This is a genomic window from Oscillibacter ruminantium GH1, assembly GCF_000307265.1.
In the GTDB taxonomy this organism is placed as follows: Bacteria; Bacillota; Clostridia; order Oscillospirales; family Oscillospiraceae; genus Oscillibacter; species Oscillibacter ruminantium.
Map to the genome: position 1 here is coordinate 298,154 of NZ_DF158898.1, position 18,334 is coordinate 316,487.

Annotated in this window: 20 protein-coding genes; 19 read left to right on the forward strand and 1 reads right to left on the reverse strand. The window is 54.8% G+C overall.

What is annotated here, in order from left to right:
* Positions 1-56: 56 nt before the first annotated feature.
* Positions 57-1,670: an ABC-F family ATP-binding cassette domain-containing protein gene (locus tag ON16_RS09095; protein ID WP_040661358.1), complete on the forward strand. Its 1,614-nt coding sequence runs from the start codon at positions 57-59 to the stop codon at positions 1,668-1,670.
* Positions 1,671-1,802: 132 nt separating this feature from the next.
* Here the strand turns inward: ON16_RS09095 and asd are convergent, their stop codons facing one another.
* Complete coding sequence (gene asd, locus ON16_RS09100) at positions 1,803-2,894, reverse strand: aspartate-semialdehyde dehydrogenase (protein WP_040661359.1); 1,092 nt, start codon at positions 2,892-2,894, stop codon at positions 1,803-1,805.
* Positions 2,895-3,082: 188 nt separating this feature from the next.
* Here asd and ON16_RS09105 point away from each other — a divergent pair, with 188 nt between their 5' ends.
* The 18 genes from ON16_RS09105 (at position 3,083) to ON16_RS09190 (ending at position 18,333) form a co-directional block, all read left to right on the forward strand.
* Positions 3,083-4,615 carry a SpoIID/LytB domain-containing protein gene (locus ON16_RS09105; RefSeq protein WP_051131654.1) on the forward strand — a complete coding sequence of 511 codons (1,533 nt, stop codon included), beginning with the start codon at positions 3,083-3,085 and terminating at the stop codon, positions 4,613-4,615.
* 117 nt (positions 4,616-4,732) lie between these two features.
* Positions 4,733-5,758, forward strand: coding sequence for a tRNA preQ1(34) S-adenosylmethionine ribosyltransferase-isomerase QueA (queA, locus tag ON16_RS09110; protein WP_040661360.1), 1,026 nt, complete (start codon positions 4,733-4,735; stop codon positions 5,756-5,758).
* A gap of 113 nt (positions 5,759-5,871) precedes the next feature.
* On the forward strand, positions 5,872-6,126 hold the full coding sequence (locus ON16_RS09115) for a TfoX/Sxy family DNA transformation protein (protein WP_040661361.1): 255 nt from the start codon (positions 5,872-5,874) through the stop codon (positions 6,124-6,126).
* 9 nt (positions 6,127-6,135) lie between these two features.
* Positions 6,136-7,269: a tRNA guanosine(34) transglycosylase Tgt gene (gene tgt, locus ON16_RS09120; RefSeq protein WP_040661362.1), complete on the forward strand. Its 1,134-nt coding sequence runs from the start codon at positions 6,136-6,138 to the stop codon at positions 7,267-7,269.
* An 80-nt stretch (positions 7,270-7,349) separates the two neighbouring features.
* Positions 7,350-7,760, forward strand: a complete 411-nt coding sequence (gene yajC / locus ON16_RS09125; protein WP_040661363.1) for a preprotein translocase subunit YajC — start codon at positions 7,350-7,352, stop codon at positions 7,758-7,760.
* Positions 7,761-7,836: 76 nt separating this feature from the next.
* Positions 7,837-8,271 carry a TIGR04086 family membrane protein gene (locus ON16_RS09130; RefSeq protein WP_040661364.1) on the forward strand — a complete coding sequence of 145 codons (435 nt, stop codon included), beginning with the start codon at positions 7,837-7,839 and terminating at the stop codon, positions 8,269-8,271.
* A gap of 631 nt (positions 8,272-8,902) precedes the next feature.
* Positions 8,903-9,511, forward strand: a complete 609-nt coding sequence (locus ON16_RS09135; RefSeq protein WP_243441804.1) for a stage II sporulation protein M — start codon at positions 8,903-8,905, stop codon at positions 9,509-9,511.
* 126 nt (positions 9,512-9,637) lie between these two features.
* The gene (gene xerD, locus ON16_RS09140) at positions 9,638-10,525 is read left to right on the forward strand and encodes a site-specific tyrosine recombinase XerD (RefSeq protein ID WP_081579645.1); all 888 of its coding nucleotides are present in this window, start codon (positions 9,638-9,640) and stop codon (positions 10,523-10,525) included.
* Positions 10,526-10,657: 132 nt separating this feature from the next.
* The gene (locus ON16_RS09145; protein WP_040661365.1) at positions 10,658-11,128 is read left to right on the forward strand and encodes a sigma-70 family RNA polymerase sigma factor; all 471 of its coding nucleotides are present in this window, start codon (positions 10,658-10,660) and stop codon (positions 11,126-11,128) included.
* Entirely contained in the window at positions 11,125-12,540 is a 1,416-nt protein-coding gene (locus ON16_RS09150; RefSeq protein ID WP_040661366.1) for a DUF4179 domain-containing protein, read from the forward strand. The genes ON16_RS09145 and ON16_RS09150 overlap by 4 nt, the downstream gene beginning before the upstream one ends.
* 216 nt (positions 12,541-12,756) lie before the next feature.
* On the forward strand, positions 12,757-13,266 hold the full coding sequence (gene ruvC / locus ON16_RS09155) for a crossover junction endodeoxyribonuclease RuvC (RefSeq protein ID WP_040661367.1): 510 nt from the start codon (positions 12,757-12,759) through the stop codon (positions 13,264-13,266).
* A 38-nt stretch (positions 13,267-13,304) separates the two neighbouring features.
* Positions 13,305-13,916 carry a Holliday junction branch migration protein RuvA gene (ruvA, locus tag ON16_RS09160; RefSeq protein ID WP_040661368.1) on the forward strand — a complete coding sequence of 204 codons (612 nt, stop codon included), beginning with the start codon at positions 13,305-13,307 and terminating at the stop codon, positions 13,914-13,916.
* A gap of 51 nt (positions 13,917-13,967) precedes the next feature.
* A complete protein-coding gene (locus ON16_RS09165) occupies positions 13,968-14,300 on the forward strand; it encodes a DUF6054 family protein (protein WP_040661369.1) in 333 nt (110 codons plus the stop codon).
* A 51-nt stretch (positions 14,301-14,351) separates the two neighbouring features.
* Positions 14,352-15,404, forward strand: coding sequence for a Holliday junction branch migration DNA helicase RuvB (gene ruvB, locus ON16_RS09170; protein ID WP_040661370.1), 1,053 nt, complete (start codon positions 14,352-14,354; stop codon positions 15,402-15,404).
* A 26-nt stretch (positions 15,405-15,430) separates the two neighbouring features.
* Positions 15,431-16,786, forward strand: coding sequence for a phosphoglucosamine mutase (glmM, locus tag ON16_RS09175; RefSeq protein WP_040661371.1), 1,356 nt, complete (start codon positions 15,431-15,433; stop codon positions 16,784-16,786).
* Positions 16,787-16,886: 100 nt separating this feature from the next.
* Complete coding sequence (locus ON16_RS09180; protein ID WP_040661372.1) at positions 16,887-17,528, forward strand: sigma-70 family RNA polymerase sigma factor; 642 nt, start codon at positions 16,887-16,889, stop codon at positions 17,526-17,528.
* A 38-nt stretch (positions 17,529-17,566) separates the two neighbouring features.
* On the forward strand, positions 17,567-17,848 hold the full coding sequence (locus ON16_RS09185) for a zinc-ribbon domain containing protein (protein WP_040661373.1): 282 nt from the start codon (positions 17,567-17,569) through the stop codon (positions 17,846-17,848).
* Between the two features lie 275 nt (positions 17,849-18,123).
* Positions 18,124-18,333, forward strand: coding sequence for a DUF1858 domain-containing protein (locus ON16_RS09190; protein WP_040661374.1), 210 nt, complete (start codon positions 18,124-18,126; stop codon positions 18,331-18,333).
* Position 18,334 lies beyond the last annotated feature (1 nt).

The following is an 18,334-nucleotide window of genomic DNA, read 5'->3' on the forward strand; positions in this document are numbered from 1 at the left end:
CTTTTGCGCGCCTGCTGTTGCGCTGAAATACGAAAACGACAAAAAGGAAAACGAACATGATTACAGTCAGCGAGCTCAGTTTGAATTTCAGCGGTCAACCGTTATTCAAGGACGTGAATCTGAAATTCACGCCCGGCAACTGCTATGGCATCATCGGCGCCAACGGCGCAGGGAAGACCACCTTCCTGCGCATTCTCTCCGGCGATCTGGAACCCTCCACCGGCGAGGTGGTCATCTCCGACAACCAGCGGATGTCGGTTTTGAAGCAGGACCACTTCCAGTATGACGAGTACACCGTGCTGGACACGGTCATCATGGGTAACCAGCGGCTGTACGACATCATGAAGGAGAAGGACGCCCTGTACGAGAAGGAGGATTTCTCTGATGCGGACGGCGTGAGAGCCAGCGAGTTGGAGGCGGAGTTTGCCGACATGGACGGCTGGGAAGCGGAATCCGGCGCCAGCCGTTTGATTCAGGGACTGGGCCTGTCCAACGACATTTTGTACAGCCAGATGTCCTCCCTCACCGCCAAGGAAAAGGTAAAGGTACTGCTGGCACAGGCGCTGTTTGGAAAGCCGGACATCATTCTGCTGGACGAACCTACGAACCATCTGGATCTGCAGGCCATTGAATGGCTGGAGAACTTCCTGATGGAGTACGAAGGACTCATCATCGTGGTGAGCCATGACCGGTACTTCCTGAACAATGTGTGTACCAGTATCGTGGACGTGGATTATGGCAAAATCAAGATGTATGTCGGTAACTATGAGTTCTGGTACGAGTCCAGCCAGATGGTCCAGAAGATGATGAAGGATCAAAACCGGAAGAACGAGGACAAGATCAAGGAGCTGCAACTGTTCATTCAGCGCTTCTCCGCCAACAAGTCCAAGTCCAAACAGGCCACCTCCCGCCGCAAGCTTTTGGACAAGCTGACGGTGGAGGAGATGCCCGCGTCCTCTCGGCGGTATCCCTTCGTGGGCTTTGCTATGGATCGGGAGCCGGGCAAGGAAATTTTGACCGTGGAGGGTCTGAGCAAGACCATCGACGGACGGAAACTGCTGAACAATGTGTCCTTCCGGGTAAACAAGGGGGACAAAATCGCCTTCGTTGGTGAAAATGAGCTGGCCAAGACCACCCTGTTCAAGATTATTATGGAGGAGCTGGAGGCGGACGAAGGCAGTTTTAAGTGGGGCACCACCATCTCCACCAGCTACTTCCCTCTGGACAACTCCGCTTTCTTCAACGACTGCAATCTGAATCTGGTGGAGTGGTTGGGTCAGTATACGGCGGACAATGCAGAGGAGGGTACGGAGTCCTTCAAGCGCTCCTTCTTGGGGCGGATGCTCTTCTCTGGGGACGAGGTGTTTAAGGCGGTCAAGGTTCTCTCCGGCGGCGAAAAGGTGCGGTGTATGCTGTCGCGGATGATGCTGTTCGGTTCCAACGCGCTGGTGCTGGATCAGCCGACGAACCATCTGGATCTGGAATCCATCACCGCCGTCAACAAGGGCTTGATCGAATACAAGGGCGTGGTTTTGTTCGCCAGCCATGACCACGAATTTGTCCAGACCGTGGCGAATCGAATCATCGACTTCCAGCCTGACGGCACCATCATCGACAAGGCCTGTACCTACGACGATTATATCGAACTGCAAAAGGCTGAAAAAGCATAAAAGCTCTCTCAAAGACAAACAAGACCGGACCTCGCGCCCCTTTTGGGGCGAGGTCCGGTCTATTTTCGGCCTATTAAAAATTGAATATAATTTTCAAAAAAAGTCTTTCATAACAACTAATGTAAAGTCTATTTACTTCACGGTAATATACCCCTCTTTGCACAACAGCTCCGCCAGCAGCACGCCGCCGCCGGCGGCGCCCCGAAGGGTGTTGTGGCTCAGGCCGACAAATTTGTAGTCATACTGGCGGTCCTCCCGCAGGCGGCCCAGAGAGATGGCCATGCCATGCTCCAGGTTCCGATCCAGCTTGGTCTGAGGCCGGTCGGACTCTTCAAAATAGTGCAGAAACTGCTTGGGTGCGGAGGGAAGGTCCAATTCCTGTGCGGGACCGCGGAACGCTGCCCAGTCCTGCTTGATCTGCTCGATAGAGGGCTTGCAGCCGTCTTTAAATTTCATGAAAACAGCGGCCATGTGCCCGTCTTGACAGGCCACGCGGAAGCACTGCGCCGTGATGATGGGGGCCTCGGCCTTGATAATCTTTCCGCCTTCGATGTGACCCCAGACCTTCATCGGCTCCTGCTCGGACTTTTCTTCCTCGCCGCCGATGTAAGGAATGCAATTGTCCACCATCTCGGGCCAGCGCTCAAAGGTCTTGCCCGCGCCGGAAATAGCCTGATAGGTGCATACCAGCGCCCGCTCCACGCCGTATTTCAGCAGGGGATGGATGGCGGGAACATAGCTCTGGATGGAGCAGTTGGACTTTACGGCGATAAATCCCCGCTTAGTGCCAAGGCGCTTGCGCTGGGCTTCGATAATCTTGATGTGGTCCGCGTTCAGCTCCGGTACTACCATAGGTACGTCATCCGTCCAGCGGTTGGCGGAGTTGTTGGACACGATGGGGCATTCCAGCTTCGCGTATTTTTCTTCCAGCGCCCGGATCTCCTCTTTTTTCATATCCACGGCGCAGAAGGAGAAGTCCACCTGAGAGGCCAGCTTTTCCGCATCGGTCTCCGCATCCAGAATCACCAGCTTTTTTGCCTCCTCCGGAATGGGAGCGTCCATCGCCCAGCGGGGAGACACAACCTCTTCATAGGTTTTGCCCGCGCTACGGGCACTGGCAGCCACGGCGGTGAGCTGGAACCAAGGATGGTTGGCAAGCAGAGTGACGAACCGCTGGCCCACCATGCCGGTGCAGCCGATGATACCGACTTTGTACTGTTTCATGAGAATTGCCTCCTGTGTGATGTGATTTGACGCAGATTGTCGAATTTTTGTTGAATGTAAGGCTTTGGTGTACTATAATAGAGAAGTGTCAATTTGACTGAAAACTCTGTGTTCACCCGGCGCGGACATTTGTATTATGGTAGCACACTTTCCTTGTCCCGTCAAGGTTAGAACCCTGTGGAGGATGTATGAAAAAACTGCTCTGCACCCTGTCGATTCTCGTCATATTTCTTGCGCTGAATACCGTGTCTGCCTCCGCCGCAGTCAACGGCGTGGTCAAGGTAGGTCTGCGGTACGGCAGTAGCGCGGTCACTTCCGCCAATCTGGAAAACACCCAGAGCGGTGGCTATTCTGTTGGTTATTACGATGAGAGCCGTAATTTTATCTCGTTGGGGTCCATCTCGGCCACTGCGATCACCATGGTTCCGGGCGGGGATTTGGGTGCCTATGACCAGTCCGGGCCTTACGGGTCCTTTGACGAAGCGGCTTCCGCCGCCGTGGTCAACGGCGGCTGGCCTGCCTATGTCGGCGGACAGTTTTATGCCCGGTGGAGAGGTGGTAGCAGTCACGGTGCCGCCTCTGTGGCGGTGACGCTTACCGGTTCTTCGACGGCGCTCTTCGAGTTCGATTGTCAGGGGCTGTATGATCTGGGCGTTCTGCCCGCAGGAGGACCAACTTGGTTCAAGGGCTACAAATACGCCGGGGGCTTTGTGTATCCAAGGGTCACCGGTGGAGGACTATATGTGTTCAACGTGGTGGGCATGGAGGATTACGTAAAAGGTGTGCTGCCCCACGAGATGGGGGTGGGCTGGCCCGCCGCCGCTTTGGAGGCGCAAGCGGTCTGCGCCCGGACCTATGCCAATGTGACAAAAAAACACCTGGGTGCCTATGGCTTCGACGTGTGTAATACCACGGACTGTCAGGTTTACAACGGCATCAACGCCTCCGGCCCGGACACCGACGCCGCTGTGGACGCCACAGCGGGACAGTGCGTTTGGTATCGGGGCGCGCTGGCAGAGACGGTGTATCATGCCTCTGACGGAGGCGCAACAGAGAGCGCCGAAAACGTTTGGGGCAGTGCAGTGGGGCATTTGATTGGAAAGACGGACCCCTATGAGGGAAGCATCACCATTCCGAATTACAGCTACACCGTGACCTACTCACCCTCAGAACTGACGTGGGTTTTGCAAAACAGCGGGTATTCCATCGGAACGGTAAAAAATGCCTATGTCTCAGAGCGTACCGCCACTGGCAACGTCTACAAAGTCACCTTTGTGGACACAACAGGGAAGAGCTTGACGGTGAAGGGAGAGACTTGCCGTTTGGCCTTTTACAGCACGACCTATGGCAAAAGCGTCAAGAGTATGCGCTTTTCCATCAACGGGGACACCGGCGGCACGGCCTCTGGATACTATGTCAACGGCTCCGGTAATTCTATTTCCTCCGTGAGCGGAGCGTATACCATCTCCGGCACTGGGACAGTGGCGGCTTACTCCGGCAACGCACCTTACGCCGTCACATCTTCCGGAACCTCGGCTCTGGACACAACTTCCGGCGCATCCTCTGCGCCATCCGCAGCCCCCGGGAGCTTTGTCATCACCGGAACCGGAAACGGACACAACGTGGGACTCAGCCAATACGGTGCAAAGGCCATGGCGGAGCAGGGATATTCCTACCGCGACATTCTGAATTTTTACTATACGGATATCACCATCGGGTGATTGATTGAAGTTGGTACGCCGCCCGCCAAAAGCGCGGCAGAGCCGCGTCACATCGAAAAACCTTCATGCCCGGAGATTTTTCCAGATCGTCAGCACGCGGACCCATGGAGGAATTTGATGAAAACCAGCGATTTCAACTATGACTTGCCTAAGGAGCTGATTGCTCAGACGCCCATCGAAAGAAGGGACGAATCCAGACTTTTAACGCTGGACAAGGTGACAGGTGCTTGGGAACACCATCATTTTTATGAGCTGCCCGATTTTTTAACGGAGAAAGACTGCCTGATTTTAAACGACTCGCGGGTTTTGCCTGCCCGGCTTTTAGGCCACCGAGTCCCCGGCGGCGGCGCTTGTGAGATTCTGCTGCTGGTGGACAAAGGGGAGGGCGTTTGGGAGTGCCTGGTTCGTCCCGGAAAAAAGCTGCGTCCCGGCGCACAGGTTTCCTTCGGCAACGGAGAGCTGACGTGCGAGATCGTCGGCGAGGTGGAAGGCGGCAACCGATTGGTGCAGTTCCGCTATGAGGGAATTTTTCTGGAGGTTCTGGAGCGTCTGGGTAAAATGCCCCTGCCACCCTATATCAAGGAGGAACTGCAAGATAAAGAGCGGTATCAGACCGTTTATTCCAAAGAACTGGGCAGTGCCGCCGCTCCCACGGCGGGGCTTCATTTCACAAAGGAACTGCTGGAGAAAATCTCTGCCAAGGGCGTGGGGATTGGGTACGTAACGCTGCACGTGGGCCTTGGGACCTTTCGTCCTGTGAAGGAGGACGAGATTACCGACCACGAAATGCACAGCGAATACTGCACTATTTCGCAGGAAGTGGCGGATCTTATCAACCGCACAAAGGCCGGCGGAGGACGAGTGATCTGCGTGGGCACGACCTCCTGCCGAACGGTAGAGTCTTGGGCCAACGAAGATGGAACTATGGAGGCCAAGTCCGGTTGGACCAACATTTATATCTATCCCGGTTACCGGTTCAAGGTGCTGGATGCGCTGATTACCAACTTCCACCTGCCGGAGTCTACGCTTATTATGCTGGTTTCCGCGCTGGCGGGGAGGGAGCATATTCTCGCGGCGTATAACGAGGCGGTAAAGGAACGGTATCGGTTCTTTAGTTTTGGCGACGCCATGTTTATCCATTGATGCATAATCTGTATAGTCGAGTTATGCATATGCGGTGAGTATACAAGGATATACAATGAATATTCACATTTGGCTACACGTAACGAAACTCTTTGTAAAAAGGAGGAACCCCTGTGGAGTTGACAGAGCTGCCCAATATTGGGCCGGTTTTGGCCGGGAATCTGCAAAAAGTCGGCATTGAAACGCCGGAAGAACTGCAAGAAGCAGGAACCTACGACGCATTTATGCGCATCCGCGCGCAGGTGGATTCCGGCGCATGCCTTCACCAACTGACTGCCATTGAGGGAGCTGTAGAGGGTGTGAGGAAGTCTGCATTGTCTCTAGAGAAAAAAGCCGAGTTAAAGACGTTCTATCAAAATTTAAAATAGGAGCCACTCATGTTTAAAGTCATCAAATATCAGGGCCGCGCACGGCGGGGCCAGTTCTCCTGCGCCCACGGGGGCACAGTCCAGACCCCGGTATTCATGAACGTTGGGACGCAGGGGGCCATCAAAGGCGGCGTCAGCGCCCATGACCTGAAGGAAATTGGCTGCCAGATCGAGCTTTCCAACACGTATCATCTGCATCTGCGCCCCGGCGACAACGTGGTGCGCCAGATGGGTGGACTGCACAAATTCATGGACTGGGATGGCCCGATCCTGACGGATTCGGGCGGATTTCAGGTGTTTTCTCTGGCGTCTCTGCGGAAGATCAAGGAGGAGGGAGTCACCTTTGCCTCCCACATCGACGGACACCGCATTTTTATGGGTCCGGAGGAATCCATGCAGATCCAATCGAATCTGGGCAGCGATGTGGCAATGGCCTTTGACGAGTGCGTGGAAAATCCCGCCACCCACGAATATGCCAAGGCCAGCTGCGAGCGGACGGCCAGATGGCTGGAGCGCTGTGTTGCGGAACACGAGCGTCTCAACGCTTTGCCGGATACCGTGAACCCGAAGCAAATGCTCTTCGGCATCAATCAGGGTGCCACGTTCCCGGATTTGCGTGTATGGCACATGGACGAGATTGCAAAGCTGAACTGCGACGGCTATGCCATCGGCGGACTCGCTGTGGGTGAACCTGCGCAGGTGATGTACGATATCATTGACGCGGTAGAACCTCATATGCCTGCGGAAAAGCCGCGCTATCTCATGGGTGTGGGCACACCCAGCAACATTATTGAAGGTGTGAGCCGCGGCGTGGACTTTTTCGATTGTGTAATGCCCTCCCGCAACGGACGGCACGGGAAGCTGTTCACTTGGGAGGGAACGGTGAACATCCTGAACCAGAAGTACGAAATGGACCCGTCTCCCGTCAGCGAAAGCTGCGGCTGTCCCTGCTGCCGGAGCTTTTCCAAGGCATATCTGCGCCATCTCTTCAAGGCAGACGAGGTTCTGGCTCTGCGCTTTTCCGTACTGCATAACCTTTGGTTCTACAACGAGTTGATGCAAAAGATCCGGGATGCGCTGGATGAAGGGACTTTTGACGAGTTTCGGGCAAAATATAGTGGGAAACTGGAGCAACGGGTGTAAGGCCTGAAAAAGGACTTGCAAATGCCGGTTGTTTTGGATATAATAGTCATATTCTGATTTTGCAAAGGAGTATTTGTCCCATGGATGCTATGACACTTATGATGCTTGTGGTCCTGATCGCGGTGTTCTATTTCATGATTATCCGTCCGGAAAACAAGCGGAAAAAGGCTGCCGAGCAGCTGCGCAACAGCCTGAAAAAGGGCGACAAGCTCACCACCATCGGCGGAATCGTGGGTAACATCGTGCAGGTGAACGACGACACTATTATCATTGAAACCAGCGACGACCGTGTGCGCATGGAGATCACCAAGTGGGCTGTGTCCACCACGGGTGTGCAGACCTCTACCGACCCCAAGGCTCAGAAGAAGGAGAGCAAGCCTTCTGATGAAGTGCCTGAGGAGCCTGCCGCTCCCGCCGTGGAGGAGAAGTCCGCAGAGGAAGAGAAGCCTGCCGACGGCGGCGAGAAGAAGCCTTGGGACCCCGAGGTATAAATTAGGACTGCCTCTCATAAACGAGCCTCCCCCGTCATATGCTTGAAAAGAGCATGAGACGGGGGAGGATTTTTTTATGGCCAAACGCAAAGCGCCCGGTTGGGCGGGATTCCCGGAGGGGGCGGTGCTGTCGCTGGCCCTGTATATCGTATTCCAATGCTTGCTGGCACTGCTGACCATCAAAGGCATACTGCCGGAAGAGGTAGCGTTCCGATTTCAGGTGGCGAGCGGGGTCATTGCGGCCTGCTGCGGCGGGATGCTGGCAATACGGCGTACCGGCGTGGGAACACTATGGGCTGCAATGGGCTCTGCTGCAATCTTCGCGGTTATGCTGGTGCTGGGTGGACTGCTGGTCTGCGACGGCGTAGTCTGGTCGCGGGAGAGCATTATTCTTCTGATGGGCGCATTGGCAGGGGGATTTCTGGCCAGTCTGCTGGGTGGCAGAGGCAAAAAGAAACACAAGCAACCTGCTGCCCCTATTCGCCGGGCAAAAGCGGGGAAGAAGGCCTGACTGCACGGTTTCCACCCGGAAGTGGGGGAGAGAATGACGAACTGCGCAGCTTCTGCTCGGAAGTGAGGGAGAATATCTAAATGTGCAATCCGCATCTAGAAACCGAGGCGGCTTGATGCCGCCTCGGCTGATTTTATCTGCGTACAGCTTGGAAGCGGTGAAATGCGATGCTCCACTGTTTTTTAATAGGTTGACAAAAAACCGAAACTTACGTCTCCATAGCTGACCGGGCCAACAACGTTTATTGTGATTTTCACCAAATTTTCAATTTGTCCATATTTTTTTCTAAAATCAACGCAGCTGGCACAGGGGTTGAGTTGAGAGCCTTGATGGCACAGATGTAGTGGGGGCCGTCGTTTGACGGCCCCCACATCTTGACGTTGCATGGGGAAGTGCAGGCGCAATTTTAATGGTGGTTTTATAAGTTAACATAACATTGTTTACATAACATTTTGTCATTGTTTACAAAAAACTCCGCATTCCTCCAAAAACCCTTGCAGTCTGGGAAAAAAAGCAATATATTAATAAGAGCAATATTTACGTCAACTTCCTTCTAACCTCCCCGATCCTTGCATAGAGTACCGTGAGGTGAGGTGCTTTGTTTGTGGGGTCTGTGGGTGGACGCCGCCTGATGCGGAGTGGTCGTGGGCCGTGGCTCCGCCTGTTGCTGTTGGCGGCTTGTTTTTTGTTGGGCCTGGTTTTGGGACAGGTCCTCTCCGCGCGCGTGAGCGCGGATACTGCCAGAGAACTGACGGAGTACCTGAATGGTTATTTTTCTCTGCAATCCCCGCCGGAGCCGTCTGCCAAAACGGTGGCTTCTGCGCTTGTGGTCTATTTCCGTTATCCGGTGCTGGCGTTTTTGCTGGGCTTTGCCTCTGTGGGCGCGGCACTGCTTCCAGTGGTCACGGTGGCGTATGGGTTTTTCCTTTCATTCTCCGTGTGTTGCTTCACAGCGGCCTTTGGTCACGACGGTGTGCTTCTGGCGCTGGCCGTGTTCGGACTCCGGTGCCTTGTGACGCTGCCGTGTTATTTTGCCGTGGCAGTTCCGGCACTGGAAAAGTCTGTGGGGCTGGCGTCACTGTCTCTGGAAAAAAGCGGACGGCCTGTGCCGCCTACCTATGGCCGGACATGGTGGCTGCGCTTTGGGGCGGTATGCGGTGTGCTGATCGCTGGAGTGCTGACGGAACTGCTGGTATCTCCGGGACTGCTGAACTGGGTTTTGCGGTTGATCTTCAAGTAATACAGTAAGTAATACAGTTCTGAGGCAGCATAGCAAGGTTTAGACCTGTGCCGCAAACGGTGCGGTATTTTGAAAAAGTGTCGGGCGGGACAGCCTGTGCCGGCGAGGAGAAAGGAGGCGGATGTCGTGGCTTCGGATTATCTGGCACTTTACGAGAAATATCTGATTGCTGAAAAGGGTTCCTCTGCTAACACGGTGTCCGCCTATCTGCGGGATGTAACGCAGTTTCAGGAGTTTCTCCATGTAGAGGAGGACAGCGACCTGCGTCATGCCGCGCCGGAGATGGTCCAGCGCTATATGGACTGGATGCATGGGAAAGGCAAATCAGCCGCTTCTGTCACGCGGTTTTTGGCCTCTGTAAAGTCGTTTTACAGCTTTATGGTGTCTTCCGGTGCCATGTCCGCGAATCCTGCCAAGGGGCTGACGGCGGCAAAGGCGGAGCGGAAATACCCTGAAATTCTCACCAACAAGGAAGTGGAACTGTTTTTGGAGCAGCCCCAGTGCGTGGACGCCAAAGGCTTCCGGGACCACGCCATGCTGGAGCTGCTGTACGCCACCGGTATCCGCGTCAGCGAGCTGATTGCCTTGGATGTGGATGATCTGAATCTATCGGCGGGCTTCCTTCGCTGCTCCAGCCGGGGCAGGGAGCGCATCATTCCGCTGTATCCTGTGGCAGTCAAGGCTCTGCGGGACTATGAAAGCGGCATCCGGCCCGAGATCATTGCAGACATGGAAGAGCGGGCGCTGTTTGTCAACATGAACGGCGAGCGCATGAGTCGCCAAGGTTTCTGGAAGATCATCAAATACTATCAGGAGAAGGCGGGCATCCAAAAGGATATCACGCCTCACACCTTGCGCCACTCCTTTGCCGTCCATCTGCTGGAAAACGGCGCAGACCTCCGTTCCATTCAGGAAATGCTGGGTCACGCGGATATCTCCTCCACCCAGATTTACACCCATGTGGTGAAGAACCAGCTGAAGGACGTATACAACAAGGCCCATCCCAGAGCGTAAATCAGAGCTAGCCGGGGCTGGCACGGGAAACTTCCCGTGCCGGCTCCTTACTTTTTATAAAAATTATAAGGACGGGAAATCAAAACGCCCGCTGGCGCGCTCTAATAAAATGAGTAGAAAGGGGGGAAGGGCATGGACCAACAGGAATTTATCCGGCGGACAGAGGCGCAGCGCGCCCGGCTTTACCGCACAGCTTACGCTTATCTCGGCGGCGAAGCTGCGGCGATGGAGGCCGTGGACGAGGCGGTATATCAGGCACTGCGACATCTGCATCAGCTTCGCCAGCCGGAGTATTTTGAAACGTGGCTCACCCGTATCCTCATCAACACATGTAATCGGGAGTTGCTGCGGCTCAAGCGTCTGCACCCGGCAGAATATCTGCCGGAGGCGGGGGAGGACTTCAACTACGACACGCTGCCCTTGCAAGAGGCGGTGGCCCGACTGCCCCGGGAGCTGCGGCAGGTGATTGTCCTGCGATATTTCGGAGATTTGACGCTTGCTCAGACTGCCCAGACGCTGGATATCCCCCAAGGAACCGTGGTCACCCGCCAGCGCAGAGCACTGACACTGCTGAGACTTTCACTTGAGGAGGGAGACGCATGAATCGAAACGAAGAGTATAAGGCTCTGCGAGAATCACTGGAGCAAACGCCGTCCCAGCTTATAGATACGGTGGATCGAGCGTTAAAGAAGAAAACTGCGTCGCAAAGACGCATCCGCATTTTCGGCGTTCCGGCAGGGAGTCTGGCGGCCTGTTTTTTGGCCTTTATGCTGCTGGTAAACCTGTTCCCGCCCTTTGCCCGGGCCTGCGGCGGCGTGCCGGTGCTGCGGGATCTGGCAAAGGCGGTGGCGTGGTCGCCGTCTCTGTCTGCCGCCGTGGAGGACGAATTCGTCCAGCCCGTGGGACAGGAGCAGAGTAAAAACGGCGTCACCGCGAGAGTGGAATACCTGATTGTGGATCGAAAGCAGGTCAATATTTTTTACACCCTCACCGGCGACACAACCCGCATTCTGGAAGCCGATGCCGAAATTTCCGGCGCTTATGGACGCGATTTGGAGGGCTTCTCGTCCTCTTCCGCTAGCTATGGAACCCCTAACGGGGACCTGCGGCAGGTAGAGGTAAATTTTGTCGAACAGGACGTGCCCGACGCGCTGACGCTGACACTGCGTGTCTATGAAAGTAACTGGGATGCGGACGGTCTGAATATCGAAGCCCCTACCGAGGAAACAAGAGAGGATACGTATTTTGCCCCCCACGCCCACAACCCGAACTATCTGGCGGAATTTACCTTTGAACTAAGCTTTGACTCGTGGTTCACCGCACAGGGCGAGATGGTGGCAGTGAATCAGATCTTTCAAATCGATGGTCAGACTTTGACGCTGAAAGCGGCTGAAATTTATCCAACCCATTTGAGGTTGGACTTTGGCTACGCCCCCACCAATACCGCGTGGCTGACGGGGCTGGAGTTCTATGTGGAGAACGAAAAAGGAGAGCGGTTCGACCCGGTGACCAACGGTATCTCCGCCTCAGGAGAGGAGAACTCGCCGTCCATGGTAACTTATTGGATGGACACCACCTATTTTAGTAACAGTAAAGTTTTGACACTTCACATTACGCAGGCCCGCTGGCTGGAAAAGGATCGGGAGACGATTGGGCTGAATCTTGAAACCGGCGATCATGACCCACTACCGGACGGAGTAAAGCTGGTAGGTATCCAGCATTTGGAACAGGGATACCTTCTGACCTTTCAGGAAAAGCAATACCGGGAGGGGTGGATGTACAGCATGTGGAACGGTTATTTGGATGCCACAGGGACAGCCGAATCTTTTACCTCCAGCGGCTCGTCTTACAGCTATCAAGACCCAGATACCGGGGAGTATTTGGGCGGCAGCGAACAGGGCTGCTTTTATGAGACGGTTCCGTTACCCGCCCCTCAGGCGGCAGAGGTTCAGCTAAAGCCGGTCTTTACCCATGTAGCAAACTTTACAACGCCGGTAATGGTTTCCATCAAGTGAATCTTCCGGAATCATGAGAGAGCAAAAGGAAACAGCAGGCTATCACTTCTGGTTGAACGCCGACGGATTTTTGGACTGCAAGGCAGGCGAAAAATGCGGAACAGGTCGATCTATTGAAAAAGCTGGGAACGTCTGGAAACAGACGTTCCTTTTTTTCGGTTGCGCTTGGGAGGACAATTTGCTATAATGACTTTAATTGTGCGAAAGGGGGGTGTCATGCGGATATTGGGTATCGACCCCGGTATTGCCACCATCGGCTTCGGGCTGGTGGAGGCCGACCGGATGAAGGCGCATATGGTGACCTACGGAGTGATCACCACCCCTGCCGGACTGCCTCTTTCCAAACGGCTCTACCAAATTTCCAACGACATGGAATCACTGATCGACCAGTTGAAGCCAGAGGTTATTTCTATCGAGGAGCTGTTTTTTAACAACAATATTACTACCGGCATCGCTGTGGCCCACGGGCGGGGTGTGATTTTGCTGGCGGCGGAAAAGTGCGGCGTACCGCTGTATGAATATACGCCGTCGCAGGTAAAGATGGCCGTGGTGGGCTACGGCAAAGCGGAAAAGCGTCAGGTCATGGATATGACCCGTCGGCTTTTGAACCTGAAGGCCGTTCCCCGGCCGGATGATGCTGCCGATGCACTGGCTTTGGCCCTTTGCCATGCAAGGAGTTTTACTTCACGGCTCCCACAGATGAGCGATGTGAAAGAGACGATCTGATTTTTTTACGGAGCGTTCAAAAAGCAAAAGGAGGCCCTATGTTTTACTATCTGAATGGCACCGTGGCAGAAGTACAGCCGAATTTGGCGGTGATCGACTGCGGCGGCGTGGGATATGCCTGTGCTACCACCAGCAACACCCTCTCTGCTCTGAAAAAGGGGGAGAGGGCGAAGCTGTATACTTACCTTCATGTGGCGGAGAACGCCTTTGGTTTGTTTGGCTTCGGAACAGTCAGCGAATTGAACAGCTTTAAAATGCTGATCGGCGTGTCCGGTGTCGGCCCCAAGGCGGCGCTGGCTATCCTGTCCGTCTCTACACCGGAGACTCTGGCAATGTCCATCATTACCGGAGACGAAAAGGCGCTGACCGTGGCCCCCGGCATCGGCAAAAAAATTGCCCAGCGCATTATCTTGGAACTGAAGGACAAAATGGCGAAGGAGAGTACTGCTGGAGGTAGTTTGACCATAGGCGGTGAGAGCGCAGGAAAGTCGATTCACTTTACAAGCAAGGCCGCGGAGGCCGCTGCCGCGTTGGCAGTCTTGGGCTATTCCACGGCGGAGGTTGCGGCGGCGCTGAAAGGTGTGGACGCGGAGTCGCTGCCTCTGGAGGAAATTATCCGGGCATGTCTGAAGAAGATGGTGCGGTCTTGATGCGGCGGTTCGCCGCATCTCTGACTGGCGGGGAAGAGAGGAGAATGGCCTATGGCGAAATATGAGCGTCGGCTCCAAGGTGAGTTTGACCGCGTTCTGAATATCCTCCACGACGGAATTTTACGTGGCAGCATGTCTGCTACCTATGAGGACGGCAGCAACTACGGTGCAGGCGACGTGCGCTGCGCGGTCCGGGTCTACGAGCGGTACAGCTACATCGGCGGCAACCGGGTCAGCCTGAACCTGACATTGCTGGGTAACGGAACAGACTTGTTCCTCTCCGCTATCACCTCGGGTGGAAGTCAAGCGGTGTTTTTTAAGGTTAACACTTGGGGAGAGGAAGCATTTTTAGACTGTGTAAGAGAGATGGCGGAAGGTCTGTAAAGTTAAAATCCTATTCAGATACAGCCGCTTTGATTTAGAGGAAGTGAGCAGTTGAGCATTGATTTTGGAAACGACATTTATGAGGAACCCATTGTCGCTAAGACCTTTTTGGAGGAGGACAGCGGCGAGGTGACTCTGCGCCCAAAGACCCTGAACGAATATATTGGACAGGAGAAGGCCAAGGAGAATCTGTCCATTTTTATCACTGCTGCCAAGCAGCGAACGGAACCACTGGATCACGTTTTGCTTCATGGCCCTCCGGGCCTCGGCAAAACCACGCTGGCAGGCATTATCGCCGCCGAGATGGGAGTCAACATCCGGATCACCTCTGGTCCCGCCATCGAAAAGCCCGGCGATTTGGCGGCGCTGCTGACCAACCTGGCGGAGAACGACATCTTATTTGTGGACGAGATTCATCGGCTGAACCGCTCCGTGGAGGAGATTTTGTACCCCGCCATGGAGGACTACGCGCTGGACATCATCGTGGGCAAAGGTCCTTCCGCCAACTCCATCCGGCTGGATTTGCCCAAATTCACACTGATTGGGGCCACCACCCGGGCGGGCCAGCTCTCCGCGCCGCTGCGGGATCGTTTTGGTGTAACGCTGCGGCTGGAGCTGTACTCTCCGGAGGAACTGTCCTTGATCGTCAAGCGCAGCGCCGGGATTTTAGGCGTTCCCATTGAGGATACCGGTGCGCTGGAGATTGCAAAGCGCAGCCGGGGCACGCCCCGAATCGCAAATCGAATGCTCCGTCGGGTCCGGGATTTTGCGCAGGTGAAAGCCGACGGCACCATCACCCGTGCCGTGGCAGATCAAGCGCTGTGCGCGCTGGAAGTGGACCATCTGGGGCTTGACTCTGTGGATCGCCGGATGCTCACCGCCATCATCGCCAATTACAGCGGCGGGCCGGTGGGACTGGAGACGCTGGCGGCCACCATTGGGGAAGAAGCCGTGACGCTGGAAGATGTTTACGAACCGTATCTGATGCAGTTGGGTTTTTTAACCCGTACTCCCCGAGGTCGCTGCGTAACCCATCGGGCATACAGCCATTTGGGACTGTCCGTTCCCGGTGGGACAGACACGCCGGAACAGCTTACATTCTGATTTTGAATAAATGAGGTAGATTGAATATGGGCAAACTGTTTGGGACCGACGGAATTCGCGGTGTGGTGGGTGAAAACCTGACCGCGCAGGAGGCGTTTCGCGTGGGGCAGGCCATCGCCGCCGTACTGATGGAGGACTTGGGCCGCCGCCCGGTCATTTTGATTGGCAAGGACACCCGCATTTCCTCCGATATGCTGGAATCCGCCCTGATGGCAGGCATCTGCGACGTAGGCGGAGACGTGAAGCCGCTGGGAACCATCCCTACCCCCGCCGTGGCATATCTAACCGTGCAGGAGCGGGGCGATGCGGGCATCGTGGTTTCCGCGTCCCACAACCCCTTTGAGCATAACGGTATCAAGGTCTTCAACGCGCAGGGATACAAGCTCAGCGATGAAGTGGAGCGCCGGGTGGAGGAGAAAATTTTGTCCGACGCGCCCATGAAATCCCGCACCCGGGACGAGATTGGCCGGCGGCATCACGGAATGCGTCAGCTGAAGCGGGATTATATCGATTTTGTGGCGGGGACTGTGGAGAGCGATTTGGCGGGTCTGCGCATTTTGGCGGACTGCGCCAACGGCGCGGCCAGCGCCACCGCGCCGGAGCTGTTTGGCCGGTTCAAGGCCCACACGGATTTCATCCATACCCAGCCCGACGGACTGAACATCAACAACCATTGCGGTTCCACCCATTTAAAGGATTTGGCTGCGGCGGTGGTCAAAGGCAGATACGACGTGGGTGTGGCTTTTGACGGGGACGCGGACCGGTGTCTGCTGGTGGACGAAGCCGGCGGCGAAATTGACGGTGACAAGGTGATGGCAGTGTGCGCCGCGGATATGAAGCGCCGTGGAAAGCTCAACGGCAACACCGTGGTGGCCACCGTCATGAGCAATCTGGGCCTCCACGAGTTCTGCCGCAGCAGCGGGCTGGACCTGGTATGCACCGACGTGGGGGATCGGAACGTATTGGAGGAAATGCTTCGGCATGATTATCGCATCGGAGGCGAACAGTCCGGCCACACAATTTTCACGGAGTTGGAAACCACCGGCGATGGAGAGGTCACCGCACTGCAGTTTTTGCAGGTTTTGAAAACCTCTGGCAAAAAGGCGTCTGAGTTGACGGCGGTTTGCCCGGTGTACCCGCAGGAGTTGGTAAATGTGTCTGTTTCCCACCAGAGGGGCGTGAAGGAGGCCATTATGGACTCTCAGACACTGAAGGATGCTGTGAAATCTGAAGAGGAGGCGCTTTGCGGTCAGGGCCGTATTCTGGTGCGCCCCTCTGGTACGGAAGCGCTGATCCGCGTCATGGTGGAGGCAAAAACCACCGAAAAGGCCAAGGAAACAGCCGAAAAGCTGGCCGATTTTGTGAAAACCATTCAAGTGTAATCAAGCATATTCGCCAAACTTTTAAAAAATATTTAAAGAAAAATCTGACGAATTTTATATTTCACTTGACAAATTTTGTGTTCAAAAGGTATAATAGCATATGAGCAAATGCGAAGAATCTAATTTCTCCTGCACGAACGATCCCTCGGATGAGGAGCTTTGTGTTCGGGCCTCCGGTGGAGATCGCCGGGCGGAAGAACACTTGGTTTCCAAGTACACCCGATTGGTTCGTTCCTGCGCCCGCCCGTTCTTTTTGATCGGCGGCGACAGTGAGGATCTGCTGCAGGAGGGAATGATCGGGCTGATGAAAGCCGTCCGTGAATATGACGGGGGAAAAGAAGCCTCTTTTCGTACTTTTGCCGAAACCTGTGTCCGCAATCGTCTGCTTTCAGTTTTGCGCGCCGCTTCCCGCGGAAAGCACATGCCTCTGAACCAGTCGGTTTCTCTTGATACACCCTTCTTTGATAGTGATTCCTACACCCTTGGCACCCTGGATTTGACGCAGCGCAGTCCTGAAGATTTTCTGATCGACAGGGAACACACGAGCAGTCTCTTGTTTGGTGTCCGGAAACAGCTGTCCGAGTTCGAAGCGAAGATTTTGGGGTATTATCTGGACGGTCTATCTTGTAGGGAAATTGCCGAAACCGTTGGCAAGTCCCCCAAATCCGTGGACAACGCTGTGCAGCGGATCCGTCGCAAGGTGGCACAGCAACTTCTTTCCGGCGATTTCAGCAAGAGCTGAACGCAATATATTTTTCTTTTCAAAGAGAGGGTAAAATCATGTACGAAGACAAGACTTTAGTTTGCAAAGAGTGTGGTCAGGAGTTCGTGTTCACCGCTGGTGAGCAGGAGTTCTACGCTGAGCGCGGCTTCCAGAACGAGCCCCAGCGCTGCAAGGGCTGCCGCGATGCCCGTAAGGCCGCTTCCCGCGGTCCCCGTGAGTATTTCACCGCTGTTTGCGCTTCCTGCGGCGGCGAGGCTCGCGTTCCCTTCGAGCCCAAGTCTGACCGTCCCGTGTATTGCAGCGAGTGCTTCGCCAAGATGCGCGAGGAGCAGAGATAACGAAAGTCATCTCAAAGGAACGCCCTTTTGGGCGTTCCTTTTTTTATATCTTTTTTGCCGTTTCTACTCGCTGTGAGCGAAAAAAGCGGCTTATGCGGTAAATTGGGCAAGAGAATGGAAGAACTTGGCGGTTTTTGTGAAATTTCTCCCCAATATCTCTTGAAATCAGAAGGAAAGCGGGGTATAATAACAAAGCCTTGATGTGGCAAAATTCAAGTCAGCCATAGCATAATTTGTGGCTCTGATCTTGAAAACTTAATTTTGGAGGCAAAATCATGGTTGAAATTACAAAAGACACCATCATTGGTGATATCTTGGACGTGGCTCCTCAGACCGCGCCTATCTTCCTCTCCATCGGTATGCATTGTCTGGGCTGCCCCTCTTCCCGCGGCGAAACTGTGGAGGAAGCCTGCATGGTCCACGGCATCGACGTGGACAAGCTGCTGACTTTGGTCAACGAGGAAGCCAACAAAGACGCAGAATAAG

Excerpts from the sequence above, each read along its gene's own strand:
- ON16_RS09095 (WP_040661358.1), top strand. The coding sequence starts at position 57 with ATGATTACAGTCAGCGAGCTCAGTTTGAATTTCAGCGGTCAACCGTTA.
- asd (WP_040661359.1), bottom strand. The coding sequence starts at position 2,894 with ATGAAACAGTACAAAGTCGGTATCATCGGCTGCACCGGCATGGTGGGC.
- ON16_RS09105 (WP_051131654.1), top strand. The coding sequence starts at position 3,083 with ATGAAAAAACTGCTCTGCACCCTGTCGATTCTCGTCATATTTCTTGCG.
- queA (WP_040661360.1), top strand. The coding sequence starts at position 4,733 with ATGAAAACCAGCGATTTCAACTATGACTTGCCTAAGGAGCTGATTGCT.
- tgt (WP_040661362.1), top strand. The coding sequence starts at position 6,136 with ATGTTTAAAGTCATCAAATATCAGGGCCGCGCACGGCGGGGCCAGTTC.
- yajC (WP_040661363.1), top strand. The coding sequence starts at position 7,350 with ATGGATGCTATGACACTTATGATGCTTGTGGTCCTGATCGCGGTGTTC.
- ON16_RS09130 (WP_040661364.1), top strand. The coding sequence starts at position 7,837 with ATGGCCAAACGCAAAGCGCCCGGTTGGGCGGGATTCCCGGAGGGGGCG.
- ON16_RS09135 (WP_243441804.1), top strand. The coding sequence starts at position 8,903 with ATGCGGAGTGGTCGTGGGCCGTGGCTCCGCCTGTTGCTGTTGGCGGCT.
- ON16_RS09145 (WP_040661365.1), top strand. The coding sequence starts at position 10,658 with ATGGACCAACAGGAATTTATCCGGCGGACAGAGGCGCAGCGCGCCCGG.
- ON16_RS09150 (WP_040661366.1), top strand. The coding sequence starts at position 11,125 with ATGAATCGAAACGAAGAGTATAAGGCTCTGCGAGAATCACTGGAGCAA.
- ruvC (WP_040661367.1), top strand. The coding sequence starts at position 12,757 with ATGCGGATATTGGGTATCGACCCCGGTATTGCCACCATCGGCTTCGGG.
- ruvA (WP_040661368.1), top strand. The coding sequence starts at position 13,305 with ATGTTTTACTATCTGAATGGCACCGTGGCAGAAGTACAGCCGAATTTG.
- ON16_RS09165 (WP_040661369.1), top strand. The coding sequence starts at position 13,968 with ATGGCGAAATATGAGCGTCGGCTCCAAGGTGAGTTTGACCGCGTTCTG.
- glmM (WP_040661371.1), top strand. The coding sequence starts at position 15,431 with ATGGGCAAACTGTTTGGGACCGACGGAATTCGCGGTGTGGTGGGTGAA.
- ON16_RS09180 (WP_040661372.1), top strand. The coding sequence starts at position 16,887 with ATGAGCAAATGCGAAGAATCTAATTTCTCCTGCACGAACGATCCCTCG.
- ON16_RS09185 (WP_040661373.1), top strand. The coding sequence starts at position 17,567 with ATGTACGAAGACAAGACTTTAGTTTGCAAAGAGTGTGGTCAGGAGTTC.
- ON16_RS09190 (WP_040661374.1), top strand. The coding sequence starts at position 18,124 with ATGGTTGAAATTACAAAAGACACCATCATTGGTGATATCTTGGACGTG.